This is a genomic window from Nostoc foliaceum FACHB-393, assembly GCF_014698505.1.
GTDB classification, from domain to species: Bacteria; Cyanobacteriota; Cyanobacteriia; order Cyanobacteriales; family Nostocaceae; genus Nostoc; species Nostoc foliaceum_A.
Map to the genome: position 1 here is coordinate 1 of NZ_JACJTD010000028.1, position 14,930 is coordinate 14,930.

13 protein-coding genes are annotated in these 14,930 nt (G+C 41.5%); 9 read left to right on the forward strand and 4 right to left on the reverse strand.

Going from position 1 to position 14,930, the window contains the following annotated elements; translation table 11 throughout:
- Positions 1-631 precede the first annotated feature (631 nt).
- Both H6G92_RS21755 and H6G92_RS21760 read right to left on the reverse strand, forming a co-directional pair.
- Positions 632-1,087, reverse strand: a complete 456-nt coding sequence (locus H6G92_RS21755) for an EVE domain-containing protein (RefSeq protein ID WP_190895680.1) — start codon at positions 1,085-1,087, stop codon at positions 632-634.
- A gap of 134 nt (positions 1,088-1,221) precedes the next feature.
- Entirely contained in the window at positions 1,222-1,866 is a 645-nt protein-coding gene (locus tag H6G92_RS21760) for a class I SAM-dependent methyltransferase (RefSeq protein WP_190895681.1), read from the reverse strand.
- Between the two features lie 128 nt (positions 1,867-1,994).
- Between H6G92_RS21760 and H6G92_RS21765 the strand changes: the two genes are divergently transcribed.
- On the forward strand, positions 1,995-3,644 hold the full coding sequence (locus H6G92_RS21765) for an ArnT family glycosyltransferase (protein ID WP_190895682.1): 1,650 nt from the start codon (positions 1,995-1,997) through the stop codon (positions 3,642-3,644).
- A 77-nt stretch (positions 3,645-3,721) separates the two neighbouring features.
- Positions 3,722-4,189: a MarR family winged helix-turn-helix transcriptional regulator gene (locus H6G92_RS21770; protein ID WP_190895683.1), complete on the forward strand. Its 468-nt coding sequence runs from the start codon at positions 3,722-3,724 to the stop codon at positions 4,187-4,189.
- A gap of 14 nt (positions 4,190-4,203) precedes the next feature.
- Here the strand turns inward: H6G92_RS21770 and H6G92_RS41175 are convergent, their stop codons facing one another.
- The gene (locus H6G92_RS41175) at positions 4,204-4,380 is read right to left on the reverse strand and encodes a hypothetical protein (RefSeq protein ID WP_390625448.1); all 177 of its coding nucleotides are present in this window, start codon (positions 4,378-4,380) and stop codon (positions 4,204-4,206) included.
- Positions 4,381-4,442: 62 nt separating this feature from the next.
- Here H6G92_RS41175 and H6G92_RS21775 point away from each other — a divergent pair, with 62 nt between their 5' ends.
- The 6 genes from H6G92_RS21775 (at position 4,443) to H6G92_RS21800 (ending at position 13,309) form a co-directional block, all read left to right on the forward strand.
- Positions 4,443-5,267, forward strand: coding sequence for a Uma2 family endonuclease (locus H6G92_RS21775; protein ID WP_190895684.1), 825 nt, complete (start codon positions 4,443-4,445; stop codon positions 5,265-5,267).
- A 135-nt stretch (positions 5,268-5,402) separates the two neighbouring features.
- Positions 5,403-6,257, forward strand: coding sequence for an HIT family protein (locus tag H6G92_RS21780; protein ID WP_190895685.1), 855 nt, complete (start codon positions 5,403-5,405; stop codon positions 6,255-6,257).
- 138 nt (positions 6,258-6,395) lie between these two features.
- Positions 6,396-8,006 (forward strand): histidine kinase N-terminal 7TM domain-containing diguanylate cyclase, encoded by a 1,611-nt coding sequence (locus tag H6G92_RS21785; protein WP_190895686.1) that lies wholly within the window; start codon positions 6,396-6,398, stop codon positions 8,004-8,006.
- 763 nt (positions 8,007-8,769) lie between these two features.
- Positions 8,770-10,350, forward strand: a complete 1,581-nt coding sequence (gene serA / locus H6G92_RS21790; RefSeq protein ID WP_190895687.1) for a phosphoglycerate dehydrogenase — start codon at positions 8,770-8,772, stop codon at positions 10,348-10,350.
- Between the two features lie 164 nt (positions 10,351-10,514).
- A complete protein-coding gene (prmA, locus tag H6G92_RS21795; RefSeq protein WP_190895688.1) occupies positions 10,515-11,435 on the forward strand; it encodes a 50S ribosomal protein L11 methyltransferase in 921 nt (306 codons plus the stop codon).
- Between the two features lie 569 nt (positions 11,436-12,004).
- A complete protein-coding gene (locus H6G92_RS21800; RefSeq protein WP_190895689.1) occupies positions 12,005-13,309 on the forward strand; it encodes a hypothetical protein in 1,305 nt (434 codons plus the stop codon).
- 104 nt (positions 13,310-13,413) lie between these two features.
- Here the strand turns inward: H6G92_RS21800 and H6G92_RS21805 are convergent, their stop codons facing one another.
- The gene (locus H6G92_RS21805; protein ID WP_190895690.1) at positions 13,414-13,773 is read right to left on the reverse strand and encodes a hypothetical protein; all 360 of its coding nucleotides are present in this window, start codon (positions 13,771-13,773) and stop codon (positions 13,414-13,416) included.
- A 737-nt stretch (positions 13,774-14,510) separates the two neighbouring features.
- On the opposite strand from H6G92_RS21805, the gene H6G92_RS21810 reads away from it, so the two are divergent.
- Entirely contained in the window at positions 14,511-14,891 is a 381-nt protein-coding gene (locus tag H6G92_RS21810) for a CU044_2847 family protein (protein ID WP_190895691.1), read from the forward strand.
- Positions 14,892-14,930: the final 39 nt, after the last annotated feature.

Sequence of the window (14,930 nt, forward strand, 5' to 3'; positions counted from 1 at the left end):
ACCTTGGGTCGCCAAATGCTTTTTTGCACCACAGTTGAGCATGAATTCTTATTGGATTTTCCACTCTCTCTGCCCCCTCAAATCTCTTCCCCTAGTAGTTTACTTCTACTTGTGTGTACACCGTAGCCTTGGAAAGGGGGGAAGCCGGAAATCTAGTTCCCTCCCCTTTACAAGGGGAGGGTTAGGGTGGGGTAAAAACCAGCTTCTTAAACTACTTCAGACTTGTGTGTACACCGTAGGTTTATAGAGGGGGAGCCACAAAAACTCCTATTTTCCTCATAACACTCAAACTCCTTGATTGGGTCTAATTCTGAGTTCGATGAATATAGTTATAGACATAACAATATGAGGAACTCGTGAAGAAAACTTATCTTCACCGTGACCTTTACCCTGAAGTGTGAAAACATCGAAATAGTAAGGGTTTTAAGCCACGATAAATTCTCAACAATTTATCAACTAGAGAATAGGATTTTAATTTAGGGGGAAGCGATCGCTCTTTGGAAAAAAGATAACGGTAAAAGTCAGGTTTTGCTTCTGTTCGGGTGTCATCATCAGTCACCTTGCACCCAGTTTTTCTGACTTCATTTTCTCTCAGTCTTAAAACTGGGATGCTCCCTTAGTAATATTTCAACTAGGAGGTTTTCATCGCCAGAATCTTCAGGGCTACTGCTTCAGGGACGGGCATCACCGATAACCGATTACCTTGTCTCACCAACATAAACTCTTCGGCGCTAAACTTCTCTTTGAGCATTGATAGCAAGATAGGGTTAGAAAAAGTCTCAACAAATTCCACTACAACAGTTTGCCAGCGAGGAAATTCGGAACTTGATTTCGGGTCGTAGTATTTACTTTCTGGCTCAAACTGGTTCGGGTCAGCAATATTTTTTTTCACTACACGCATTAACCCAGCAATATTAGGAGGATTAGCATTGGAATGATAAAAAAAAGCTAAGTCTCCTTCATCCATTTGGCGCAAAAAGTTGCGAGCTTGATAGTTGCGAACACCGTCCCAGATAGTCTCTTTTTGCTGTTGAAGGTCAGCAATGCTATAGGCTTCTGGCTCTGATTTCATTAGCCAATAATTCATTTACAAAAATTATCTATATACAAAAGCATTTTAATTTTGAGCAGGTAACTAAGTTCGTAGTAAGGACTTTAGTCCTTATTTTTTAAGCACTAAAGTCCTTACTACAAGCCTTCTTGCACTAGTGAATATTTGGCTTAACTACGATAAGCTATAACGGCATAAAACGGATCTCCTCCAGCTGCACCCAACCACTGTAAGATATTCGGTAATGTTGATTTATGAGCTATAACTTCTGCGGTTGTAAATCCTGGAACTGATGCGAAGTAAGCTTTGACTAATTCCACTCGCTGTGATTCTGAAGCCTCCCGCCAAGCTTGAATCGCCTTTTCAAAAAACATGCGGTTAGAAAAACTGATAATTGCAACACCGCCGGGTTTCAAGATGCGGTAAATTTCGGAAAATACTGCTTCTGGATATTGCACATACTGCACAGATACACAATTGAGAACAGCATCAAAATCTTCATCTGGCAAAGGTAGCTGCGGTTTTTCGTTAAAATTTTGCACAAAATAATGATTTAAGCGCGGATTACGTGCTAATTCCTCGGCGTTGAGTCCGTGTCCTTCCACATGGTCAAACTCCATCTCTTCTGGCAGATGAGACACCCAACTGCTCATCATATCAAAAATGCGGGTGTTGGGTTTCAGGCGATCGCGGTATAAATCCGTTAGCTGTTGAATAAATCCTTCATCTACATGGGTGACAAAGCGGGGATAAGCATAGAACAGCTTATCGTCTGTGTCGTCTAATTTTAGGCGTTGATTCGGTCTTAACTGCATGAATCTCTGTTTTGGAGTACTTTTTTTGAAAATTGCGGCAATTTCAGATATTTTTTCACAAACACTATGTAACATATTTTAATAACAGCAGGATACCTAAATAGCAGTATTCAATTTTTATCAATTCAATGTTATATAAACTACACTTCTTACAGCATATTTGGCGACAGATCCGCCTAGTCGCATCATTACCATATCTTAGTTTGTTAGTTTGGATACTGCCCTTATTACTATTTACTGCTGGACATAATAGCCTGATGGCACATGATGAAGGGCTTTACGCATCACGTGCCCGTCTGATGTTTGATTCTGGTAATTGGATAGCTCCTTGGGAAAGAGCACATCATAAAACTCCTGGCCCTTATTGGATAATTGCCAGTTTTTACAAGCTGTTTGGTATCAGTGATACTAGTGCGCGTCTTCCTAGTATGATTGCTGGCATTTTTAGCTTGTGGCTGGTGTATGAAATTGGCAAAATTATGCTAGGCAAAAAATTAGGTTGGCTAGCTGCTGCAATTTTAAGTGTAGAATTTCTCTGGCTGCAATGTTCTCGCTTAAGTACACCTGATGGGCCAATGATTTTCTTGGTACTTTTAGCTATTTTGTCTTTAATAAAAACAGAATTATATCCTAAATCTCGCTATTTTTGGAGTTTTCTAGCTGGTTTAAGTTTAGGTTTAGGCTTCTTAGTCAGAAGCTTTATGATTTTTTTGCCAATTATAGCTTTATTACCTTATTTAATTTGGGAACATCGCCGTCATCGTCATCTTACTAACCCAATTTTATATTTAGGTTTTTTCGTAGGTTTAATACCTACCTGTATTTGGCTGTGGTTAAGCTGGCTGCACTACGGAAGCCAAAGTTTTGAGGAGTTACTCAAGTTTGTTGTGCAGCTAGGTTCTGAAGAACGGGAGTCTAATGGGCTACTATTCTATGTCTGGAATATTCCTGTAAAAGCATTTCCTTGGGCTTTTTTCGGACTTTTAGGTTTATTTTTAACTCTCCGTCGTCCCATTCCTCGTTACCAGTTAATATTAGTTGGATTTCCACTTGTTTTATTTGTAGAAATTAGTATTTTTAGCACTCGTTTATCTCACTATAGTCTTTGCCTTTATCCGTTCATCGCTTTGTTTGCATCTGTGGGTTTAAACTGGCTAGGCAATATTTACCAGACAGGAATTCCCCCACAATTCCCTCTTCAACAAGGTAGAATAAATCTTTTTGCAAAGAAGAATCTTCCCCGAAACCTCAGTTATGGCTTGGGTGGATTAGGTGTTTTACTTGTTATAGCGAGTATTGGCATTTTTAGTTGGGGTAGTTCTGACATCCACAAGTATGCAACTATTGGCTTGGCTATGGGCTTGGGTTGGTTAATTTTGCCTGTGGTGTGGATTGCTCGTTACCACTTTGACAAAAAGTTTCTCACAGCGCGTTATTGGATTGCAGGTTGGTTAATTCCCTGTTGGCTGGCTTTGGCGACGATGGGTAGCATAGGCCTGTTAAGTGACTATAACCCTGGTTTGAAACCTTTTTTACAACAAAGTGCGATCGCTTCAATTCTCCAATCTCATCCTACCTATTATGTGGATATAGACGCTAAAACCAAAGTACTGCTTAATTTCTATCTTCCTACTCGTCCCCAACCAGTAGTTTCTATTTCCCAAGTACCAGCTTTGAGCTATGCTTGGATCTATGCTGACCAGTCCTCTAAATTATCTCGACCTCACCGCATTATCGGTACAGTCAAAGAGTCCCAGTTGATTCAAGTTCTTCCCTAAGATAGATGTAAGGCAACTATTGCTAAAAAAAATCGTTCTAGTTATGATAATAGTACGTATACTAAGTATTTTGCTAAATGGTTTCTACATCTAATCCCTCCCCAGCTTTAGATTCGTGGCAGCAAAATCTCGCACCATACAATTTGGGCTACAGAATCAAATTAGTCTCACAACTGCTCAGTCGCAAGTTTACTGAAAGGCTAGAACCTTTTGGACTTACGCCATTTCACTGGTTGGTGTTGTGCTGTTTGTGGCAAGAAGATGGTTTACCCACTTCTAGTATTGGTGACAAACTCAAACAAGTGGGAGGGACTTTAACAGGCGTACTAGATCGGATGGAAGAACGCGGCTTGGTGCGTCGAGAACGTGACACTCACGATCGCCGCATCTGGCGAATTTGGTTAACGGATGCAGGTAAGGAACTAGAAGCTGTCTTACCACCAATCGCCGCAGCCGTTCGTGATGAGGCGATGGACGGTATTTCCTTTGCTGACCGGGAACTGTTTTCCCAAATATTGAATCGGGCGATCGCTAACCTCTCCTAAAGATAATGCCACAATCACCCAACCGGGGGAAGTGCTGTAAAGATTTGTTTTGAAACAATATTAATTACGTATGCTAAAAAATTAAGGATTTTTTCTGGAAATATTAGGCATTCTAAACTATCTAACTTCAGATTGCCGTAGCGTTCACGAATAGTTTCTAAATATTGCTGTAAATTAAAATCCTTGGGAATATCAGAGTTTTCTTTTAAAGTCTATAACTAATATACTGTGCATGGATATTAGGAGTAGTTTTATGGTTCTACAAGTTAACCCCATCCAAAAAGAACCAATTGTTACTTGGGAAGCACTTCCAGCCGACTTCATTTTACCTGACGATCCAGTGGAAAATATTCAACAACCTGCGATCGCTGCTGCGCTTACCGATGCTTTGGGAAGCACAGGACGCATCCAACCTCAAATGCTGATTGGCTCTAATTTTGGACTTGTAGCCACAGTCAACAAAAAAATTGTCGTTAAAGCCCCTGATTGGTTTTACGTTCCTCAAGTGCAGTCTGTAGGAACAAATGTAGTTCGTCGCAGCTATACCCCGAATTTAGAAGGCGCGGCTGTAGCTGTGGTGATGGAATTTCTCTCAGATACAGAAGGTGGAGAACTATCAGTCCGCTCAACTCCACCCTACGGTAAACTCTATTATTACGAAAAGATTCTCCAAGTTCCAACCTACGTAACCTACGACCCTTACGAACCAAGCATAGAACTACGATGCTTGCAAAATGGGCAATATACTTTGCAGCAAGCAGACGCTAATGGCCGTTACTGGATTCCTGAGTTAGAGTTATTTCTCGGAATTTGGCAAGGTGAAAGATTATGTCAAACTATGAATTGGCTGCGCTGGTGGGATACAGAAGGAAATTTGCTGTTGTGGAGCAGCGAACAAGCCCAACAAGAACGCCAACGCGCTGAACAGGAAAGCCAACGTGCTGAACAGGAACGCCAGCGTGCTGAACAGGAACGCCAGCGTGCTGAACAGGAACGCCAGCGTGCTGAACAGGAACGCCAGCGTGCTGATATATTAGCAGCTAAGTTACGTGAGCTAGGTATTGACCCTGATGCTTAGGCGTAGCCCGCACGCTCCGCGTAGCTTGCTTCCCCGGAGGGGTACGGCAGAGAGAGCTACGTGACCATCGTAGACATCACATAACCTAAAGGGATGCTGGGAATAATAATTTTGGGACATCTGCACCAAAATTCTATGAAACAGCAAAAAAATCAGTTCAGCCATCTTACTGCGATCGAAAGAAATTATCTGTCATTTCCTGCACAGCTTTTATTAAATCAAAACCTTTTACAAGGCAAAATACTAGACTTTGGTTGTGGCGTTGGTAATGATGTTAAAATATTACGCCAAAAAGGTTTTGATATTACAGGCTATGATCCTTATTATTTCCCAGAATATCCTGACACTAAATTTGATACAATAATTTGCTTCTATGTTTTAAATGTTTTATTCACTGAAGAACAAACGAATGTTCTTATGGAAGTATCACACTTATTAAAACCAGGAGGTAAAGCTTATTATGCTGTAAGAAGGGATATCAAAAGAGAAGGATTTCGAGAACATTATATCCACAAAAAACCGACATATCAATGTATTGTTAAACTTCCCTTCCTTTCAGTTTGCTTAGATGAGCATCGGGAAGTATATGAATATGTTCACTATAATCATCAGCGAAATTCAGCTAATTATTGTATATTCTGTAATCCCCATAGAAATCTAAAATTATTAACTGAATCAGCAACGGCTTATGCTATTTTTGATGGCTATCCAATAAGTAAAGGTCATGTTTTGGTTATTCCCAAGCGTCATGTTAGCAGTTATTTTGAACTACCATTAAAAGAGCAATCTGCTTGCTGGTTTATGGTGAATAAAGTACAAGAAATTCTTAAAGCAGAATTTGAACCTGATGGCTTTAATATAGGAATGAACATCAATCGAGCCGCTGGTCAAAATATTATGCACGCCAGTATTCATATCATCCCTCGCTACAAAGGTGATACTGTCTCTACTAAAAGTGGAATCAGGAACGTTATTCCTAAAAAGCAATAGTTTTTCTGTAAAAATTCAGGAATCATAATTCTGCTGTAACTTAACCGCTTTCAAGTGATTATTAAAATAGCTGGAACCTCATGACTTGTTCAAACTTATCTCATAAGGTTGAGATCATCACTTAAGTGCTTCGTTACCATGCATTTTCAGTACAACCTCTACTTTGTTATTCTGAGCGTTACTGTAATCATCTCAATTACTGTTGCGTTTGCAGCTTGGCAGCGTCGTTCAATTTCTTTGGCTAGCAAGCCTTTCATTTCGATGATGCTAGCGATCGCAGGATACGCTACAGTTGCAGCAATGGAAGCAGCAGCAATTATCCTCCGAGAAAAAATATTTTGGTCAAAGCTGGAGTATGTCGGCTCAGGCAGTGTAATTACGCTCTTCCTCATATTTGCAATGCACTTCACGAATAAAAATCGTTGGCTAACGCCTCGAAATACAGCGTTGCTATGGGCTATTCCTACCTTCAATGTAATTTTGGTAGCAACAAACGAATGGCATGGTTTAGTCTGGTCTGGCTTTTTGCCAGATCCAAAAGGAACTAATTTTGTGATTTATCAACATAATCTTGGTTTTTTTTGGGTCATGGTCTGCGTTTACCTCTACACGGTTACAGGGGTAGTAATGCTTATTCAGAAAGCCTTACTGCCATCAGTTCTGTCTCGTCGGCAGTCAAGCATGGCATTAGCTGGTGCAATATTACCAATATTAGGCGCTAGCTTGTATATGCTTCGCCTCACTCCTCCTGGTCTAAACATCACTCCCATGAGTTTCATGCTGGCCGGGTTGTTCTATTTTGTTAGCCTTTTTCGCTTTCGGATGTTTGACCTCGTTCCTGTAGCTAGAGACACGCTGATTGAGAATATGAGTGACGGTGTACTGGTGTTAGATGCCCAAAACCGGATTATTGACTTTAATCCGGCACTAAAACGACTGATTGGGGTAAAAAAGCAGTATATTGGACAGCCTGCTGCTCAAGTTCTGGCCATTTTGCCAGAAATTGTCAGGCTTTACCATGCTCATGAAAGTGACAAAACAGAGATATTCATAGATTCGGTAACTCCTTGTTATGTAGAGCTACTAATTACCTCATTACACAATGAGCGCAAGCAGTTAACAGGCCGTTTGCTTGTTTTGCGTGACGTTACCCAACGTTATCAGGCTGAATCCGAGCTGCGACAGGCGAATGAATATTTGCAAAAACAGGTACTCGAAATTAAAGTCTTACAAGTTCAGTTACGAGAACAGGCTATGCGGGACGGACTGACAGGCTTGTTTAATCGGCGTTATTTTGACGAGATATTTCCACAAGAACTAATACGAGCAACGCGGGATTTTGGTAGAGTTGCCTTGATAATTATGGATATCGATTATTTTAAAAATATTAATGATACATTCGGTCATCAAGTTGGCGATCGCGTAATTCAGGCATTTGCAGACATTCTTCGCAACTATAGTGACTCTCCAAACATTGTGTGCAGATATGGTGGTGAGGAGTTTGTATTGGTTTTACCTGGTCTGACACAGGAGAAAGCGTTTCAGCACGCCGAAAAAATCCGGTTATCGTTTCAAGCTTCACTGTTGGAATCTGGAGGTAAAGAAATAGATACGACGGTTTCGGGTGGAGTGGGCATGTTTCCAGATCATGGAAAAACCAGTGATGAGTTATTGCTAGTAGTGGATAAAGCGTTATATGCTGCTAAATTAGATGGGCGCAATTGTATCAAGTGCGTACAATCTAATTGATGAGATGTAGAAATTTCAACAATCATTGATGAAAAATACATAAATTTAAAAAACCTAAGTTTTCGGTTTTGTTGAAAATATTGCAAAATATTTCAATTAACCCAGATTATCTGGATCTATTCCCAGCGCTCTTAATTGTTCTGTCAATTATTACACTTTTTGTGCTGCTTGGTGAGCGTGTTATGTTTCTTGTTTTATTTGTTCTGCGGGCGTAAGATACTGTTGTCCTTGCTCATCATACCAATACATCTATTATCCTGTTACACCGCAATAATTTATCCTTTCACAATCCAATTATCTTGATGATGCAATGTTTTACTTTGACTAAGGGATACCACTTGTGGTATTGACAAACAGCCAAGATTTGACAGATATAATAATCACTGGCTCGTTTCCTGGTTGTGCAGAGCATTGCTTTAGCTAAAGTTGCAGGCCAGTCAAGAATCCAGGTATTTCTATGTCATCAAGGAAGCTGCTTAAGCTGATAAAATTTTAGTAACTCTTAACTATTAATAAATATATAAGTGCTTAGTGCTATTAATGCTTTATATTTAGCGACAGGGTGGTACAAACAGCCACTCATCTTCAAATACTTAGGAGGCAGCACCCACCGGGAGCAACTCACGCTCCAATACCATCAGCACGTAGCGCAAGTAAAGGTTAAGTTGATATTAAAACGAATAATTTTTGCTGAATTGCGACAGATAAAGACTAAACTAAAAAGTCCTGTGCAGCAAAACCTGTAGCTTTAAATGAAGTAATCATGTCTAAGGTTCTTGTCTCCGATTCTATTGACCAAGCTGGAATTGACATTCTTTCGCAAGTTGCTACCGTTGATGTCAAAATAGGTCTAAAACCAGCAGAACTGATCGAAATTATTGGTGAGTATGACGCGCTGATGATTCGTTCTAGTACGCGCGTCACCCAAGAAATTATTGAAGCCGGCACCCAGCTAAAAATCATCGGTCGTGCTGGTGTGGGTGTGGATAATGTGGATGTTCCCGCTGCCACCCGTCGGGGAATTGTCGTAGTCAATTCTCCAGAGGGAAATACAATTGCTGCGGCTGAACACGCGCTAGCGATGATTTTGGCTTTATCTCGCCACATCCCCGATGCTAACGCTTCGGTGAAACGCGGTGCGTGGGATCGCAATAGTTTTGTCGGCGCGGAAGTCTACAAAAAAACTCTCGGCGTTGTCGGTTTGGGTAAAATTGGCTCCCATGTTGCGGCTGTAGCTAAGACAATGGGGATGAAACTCCTAGCTTATGACCCTTTTATTTCCACAGAACGAGCCGAACAACTTGGCTGTCAGTTAGTTGAGCTAGATTTACTCTTCCAGCAAGCAGACTATATCACCCTACACATCCCCAAAACCCCAGAAACCACCCACTTAATCAATGCCACAACTCTGGCAAAGATGAAACCCACAGCCCGGATTGTCAACTGCGCTCGTGGTGGGATCATTGATGAAGTAGCTTTAGCAGCAGCTTTGAAAGCGGGTAAAATCGGCGGTGCAGCCTTGGATGTGTTCGAGTCAGAACCACTGGGTGAATCGGAATTGCGATCGCTAGGTAAAGAAGTTATCCTCACTCCCCACTTGGGAGCATCTACCGCAGAAGCTCAAGTGAATGTGGCTATTGATGTTGCCGAACAAATCCGGGATGTAATTTTAGGACTACCAGCTCGTTCAGCCGTCAACATTCCCGGACTCGGCCCCGATGTGTTGGAAGAACTCAAACCTTACATGCAACTAGCAGAAACTCTAGGTAATCTAGTAGGACAGCTAGCTGGCGGACGGGTGGAAGTCCTCAATATTCGACTACAAGGGGAACTCGCTACCAACAAAAGTCAGCCTTTGATTGTAGCTGCCCTAAAAGGTTTACTTTACCAAGCTTTGCGGGAACGAGTAAATTACGTAAATGCCAGCATAGAAGCCAAAGAACGCGGAATTCGAGTGATTGAAACCCGCGATGCTTCCATCAGAGACTATGCGGGCACACTGCATCTAGAAGCCACGGGTACTTTAGGTACTCACTCTGTCACCGGCGCTTTGTTGGGTGAGCGGGAAATCCACCTGACTGATGTTGACGGTTTCCCGATTAATGTCCCTCCCAGCAAATATATGCTGTTTACCCTGCACCGCGATATGCCGGGTATTATTGGTAAACTCGGTTCCCTACTCGGCAGTTTCAATGTGAATATTGCCAGTATGCAAGTAGGTCGTAAAATCGTCCGTGGTGATGCCGTAATGGCTTTGAGTATAGATGACCCTTTACCTGAGGGCATTTTGGATGAAATTATAAAAGTCCCTGGTATTCGGGACGCTTATACAGTAACACTATGAGTGCTGAGTGCTGAGTAAATAAAAGTTAGGAGTGAATAATGAGGAGTTAAAAGTTAAAAACCCCTAACTCCTAACTGATAACTCATAACTCTCTTAACTCTTAAACTCAGCACTCACCACTCACGATGGGCTGAACGCCCCGCTAGCGCTAACAGCACTCAAAAATGGCAAACACTTGGTGGGAACTACAGATTTTATGTGAGCCAGACCTAGAAGATTCGATCTTTTGGCGACTGGAAGATTTTGGCTGTCGGGGAACAGCAAGTGAAAACAAAGGAAATTCATCTTTAGTCAGGGCTTACTTATCGACAATTCAAACACAGCTACTAGATTTGGCAGCGCTGTCGCTGTGGCTGCGCCAAGATGCCCTCTGTGTAGGAGTTTCATCTCCCTCACTCCAATGGCAGTTAATTGATGAGGAAGATTGGGCGACTAGCTGGAAACAATATTGGCATCCCCAAGAAATAGGCGATCGCTTCCTAATTAACCCCGCGTGGCTACCATCACCAGAAACAACGGAACGCTTAGTAATTCGTCTTGATCCTGGTGTAGCATTTGGTACGGGCAACCATGCCACCACTCAACTATGTTTGGAATCCTTGGAAATGCGGCTGAGTGAAGTTCCTCAATCATTTGTGGGTACTAGTGGCAAACATGAACATCTGGTAATTGCGGATATTGGCTGCGGTTCTGGTATCCTTTCCATTGGGGCGCTGCTACTGGGGGCAGAGAAAGTCTATGCAGTAGATAATGACCCTTTGGCGGTGCAATCAACTATCAGCAATGGTGCCTTGAACGACATTAGCCCAGAACGTTTACTACCAGCACTAGGAAGTGTAGACGTTTTGAAAAAACTGATTGAGAAACCAGTAGATGGTATCGTTTGCAATATTTTGGCTCATGTAATTATTGATTTGGTTCCAGAAATGAGTGCGATCGCTAAACCTGATACTTGGGCTATCTTCAGTGGTATCTTGCTAGAACAATCTAAAGCTGTTGCTGATGCCTTAGAAGAGAATGGTTGGGTAGTTGCAACCCTATGGAAACGAAAAGAATGGTGTTGCTTGAATGTACGGCGTTCCTAACCCAGTAGGTGGTAGTGTACTGTGGCGGAAGTTTCTTGTCATTACCCACATTTTTGTAATAGTCAAAGTATCCTCCTAACCGAAATCCCGCCCTGCACTGAAGTGCAAGGCTGATAGCCAAAGTCTGCTCCAGTACACTAAAATCATCTGCTCAGTCCGCTTTAGAGGACTTTAGCTATTAGCCTTGGAGTTTAGGGACTTCCAAATAAAAAAATATACCATCGCTATAGAGGCAGGGGGCAGGGGGCAGGGAGCAGGGGGAGGGATAGTCGTAGTGAAGTCCAGAAATTGGATAATTTAATTTCTGGAAGTCCCTTATTCCAAGGCGAGATCGCAACGAAGCGGGGAGAGTCAGATGTGGGAAACGACAAGCTTTTTAAGACAAGCGATTTAAGCTTCTTGTCTGATGGTAACTGGATTTTTACCAAGCTTTACTAGAAATTTTAGTCAGACGTAAGGGGACAAAGTGGATGCTTTGTTTTAACAGGATTCGACTTAAGTATAAATAATCAAGCAATCTGAAGTGACATAATATATAGATTAACCACTATTGACTTTTGAAACCAGCGATGAAAGAACGGCTACAAATCCACAAAAAAGCTGACTCATCCGCTTCTAAGTCAGAGCAAGGTCAGTTGCAATCGCACCTGTTAACTACTCACTTTCAACTTAGCTCCAACAAGCCTATAGTACAGGCAAAAGTAGAGAATCAGAAATTTCAACAGTATCAGTTTGAGGCCACAAAACTCCAAATCCAAGCCAAGCATGGTACTATCACGCCAGAGGGACAGGAACGACTCACTGTATTGCAGGCAAAGATGAATGAGTCGTTACAGCAAGGAAAGGAACACTCTTCCCACTTTGGTCATAACCTGAGCAAAATGGTGATAAAACGTGCTGATAGTGGGTCAATTGCACAAATGCAACCCCTTCGGGAACTACTAATACAGCCAAAACTCACTATTGGTCAACCAGGAGATCAGTATGAGCAAGAAGCGGATAGAGTAGCTACTTCTGTAGTCAACCAAATTAATCCACCGACTCTGCAAACCCAGGAAGGACAGCAGACGACCCTAGCAGACACCAGGAACCAACAAGCAAACTCTGAAGAAATATTAGCAGCAAATAACTCAGCAGACAAAAAACAAAAATTTTTACAAGAGTACTCACTAGCCAAAACACTAGTAAATGGCATAGACGATACATTACCAGAAGATAAAATACTGGAACAACTATTCAAAAACTTTGGAAATATCCAATTTCAATACACAATGGTGAGCAAGAGCCAAGAAACTCTATTAAAAGGCTCTCCAGAAGGAGATTGCCAGACATTAGCCCGTGCTTTTAAAAAAGTTGCAGAAGAATATTTTGGCATCGAGAAAATAACAGTTGAAAGCATCGCCAAACCTTTTTTAAGTGAAGCTGGAGTTACACCATACCAAGGCAAAAAGCCTAATTGTGATGATGGTAAGCGCTGGTTTTTCCAAAACCATTATTGGGCTAGCTGGAATGGAAAGGTTTACGATGTTTTATTCCTCAGCCATAAACGAACTGAAGCAGATATGGCAAAACAGGTGCAACCACTTACATCTATGTTGATGCCTGAGCAAGAGTACTATGAAACAGAAAAAGGAAAAGTTGTATATCCAATTGTCAATAAGTACTCAACTGTAGAAATTGGGATATTTGAGAAACTGAAAAACTTTGTTAATAATCTTGGTAGGTTTTTCTCCGACAATATGAGTGCGATAATAAATAAAATTCAGTCTTTGTTTGCCAAAGGTGGAAACAATACTAGTGGTTTTGATTCTTTAATGAGAGAACTAGAAAACGAAAAAACTAGTACTGTGATCTCAAACAATCAAAATCAATAATTCCAGACCTTGATGGTATCGTTAATTGGGTGCGATCGCTCCGCAGACAAAGCCAAATCAGTAATTTTGGTTGTTGATCTATGCGATCGCAGTAATGCGTCTACTTACTTCAACAAAACCATGCTTTGACGCACAGTACGCTTGCGATCGCTTTTACGAATACCTCCAGCCATCTGATATTCATGGCTATTGTTACCATATTTATAAGCAATACCACGCAAAATCTTCTCAGAATAGTCTGCTAAATCCTGTTCATTTTCAACGATCTGGGTTAGTAAGACATCAATAGTAGAGAGGGTGGTATTGTATGCTTCTAGAGATTTTCTGAGGCTTTCGATTTTTTCAGTATAATCTTTGACTGTTAACTTCTCTCCAACATCGAGAGTTGGACTAATAGATTTAATGCTTGCTAAACGTATTTCAGCTTTGCCAAGAGTACGTGAATTGCGTTTCGATCTCGCCATAATTAATACTCAATTTCTAAATTACTGATAACTCTATAGTGGACAATTGTTGAAGAAGTTGTCATACGTGAAATTGTTGATTTTTCTGAAAAAGTCTAAAACTTGAGTACCTTACAACATTTTTTGCCAATAAAAACCATATTTATTGTTGAGGCACAGCAGTACTGTGCCTCAAAAGCGTATTCTATTTAAGGGAAGATGCTGTAACACAAGTCTGTTTCTCATAACGTCTTGGCGGAAGCTGCTACAGACTGCGCAAAACACGGAAACGTGAAAACGGAAGTTCCTACAGGGAAGGCGGAAGCTGCTACAGGCTGCGCGAAACACGGAAACGTGAAGACGGAAGTTCCTACAGGGAAGGCGGAAGCTGCTACAGGCTGCGCGAAACACGGAAACGTGAAGACGGAAGTTCCTACAGGGAAGAATTTAAAAATACCCCACCCTAGCCCTCTCCTTGCAAAAGGGAGGGAACTAGATTTCCGGCTTCCCCCCTTTGCAAGGGAGGATTGAGGGGGGTAATTCAACTTCTGTACACACCGTAGCCAATGCATCGGGCGTATTAAGGCGGGTAATTTAGCAGTAATTGATTTCCGGCTGCAAAGCTAATTGCTCTTACTAGCAATGCGATACCCAAATCTAATTTTACCAGCAATGCATAGATCCAAAGCGGAAAACTAGAAATTGAGCAACATTTGGTAAAGTATAGATGCTCAAGGTAATACAGTAATAATACACGTATGTCAGCAAAGATAACAGAAATTATTGGTTCCGATGGAGAAAAAATCTATATTCAATACGATGACGCTGATACTGATGAATTGCAAGCCGTTGGATATATTGACGACATCCAAGAAAGGTCAGAAAGGCTACAAAAAATGATGATTAGTACGGTACGCAATTATTCTGGACTGATACTCAATAGCGTGAAGCAAGGGATAACTGATAAAGCACCAAGTAAAGTGACGATGGAATTTGGCTTGCAAGCTGGAGGAGAAACAGGAGTTCCTTTTGTGACTAAGGGAAGCGCACAAGCTAATGTGAAGGTAACAATTGAGTGGGATTTAAGTCAGGGAAAATCACCACAGAAACCCGACAGGCTAAACCCTGCGGCTACATAAGTTTAATCCGCTTGCGCGGACTAAAATCTTTGCTCAGAA

Bases quoted from the DNA above. Each gene is read 5' to 3' on its own strand.
- H6G92_RS21805 (WP_190895690.1), bottom strand. From the start codon at position 13,773: ATGGCGAGATCGAAACGCAATTCACGTACTCTTGGCAAAGCTGAAATA.
- H6G92_RS21755 (WP_190895680.1), bottom strand. From the start codon at position 1,087: ATGAATTATTGGCTAATGAAATCAGAGCCAGAAGCCTATAGCATTGCT.
- H6G92_RS21760 (WP_190895681.1), bottom strand. From the start codon at position 1,866: ATGCAGTTAAGACCGAATCAACGCCTAAAATTAGACGACACAGACGAT.
- H6G92_RS21800 (WP_190895689.1), top strand. From the start codon at position 12,005: ATGAAAGAACGGCTACAAATCCACAAAAAAGCTGACTCATCCGCTTCT.
- H6G92_RS21775 (WP_190895684.1), top strand. From the start codon at position 4,443: ATGGTTCTACAAGTTAACCCCATCCAAAAAGAACCAATTGTTACTTGG.
- prmA (WP_190895688.1), top strand. From the start codon at position 10,515: ATGGCAAACACTTGGTGGGAACTACAGATTTTATGTGAGCCAGACCTA.
- H6G92_RS21770 (WP_190895683.1), top strand. From the start codon at position 3,722: ATGGTTTCTACATCTAATCCCTCCCCAGCTTTAGATTCGTGGCAGCAA.
- H6G92_RS21780 (WP_190895685.1), top strand. From the start codon at position 5,403: ATGAAACAGCAAAAAAATCAGTTCAGCCATCTTACTGCGATCGAAAGA.
- H6G92_RS21765 (WP_190895682.1), top strand. From the start codon at position 1,995: ATGTTATATAAACTACACTTCTTACAGCATATTTGGCGACAGATCCGC.
- H6G92_RS21785 (WP_190895686.1), top strand. From the start codon at position 6,396: ATGCATTTTCAGTACAACCTCTACTTTGTTATTCTGAGCGTTACTGTA.
- H6G92_RS21810 (WP_190895691.1), top strand. From the start codon at position 14,511: ATGTCAGCAAAGATAACAGAAATTATTGGTTCCGATGGAGAAAAAATC.
- serA (WP_190895687.1), top strand. From the start codon at position 8,770: ATGTCTAAGGTTCTTGTCTCCGATTCTATTGACCAAGCTGGAATTGAC.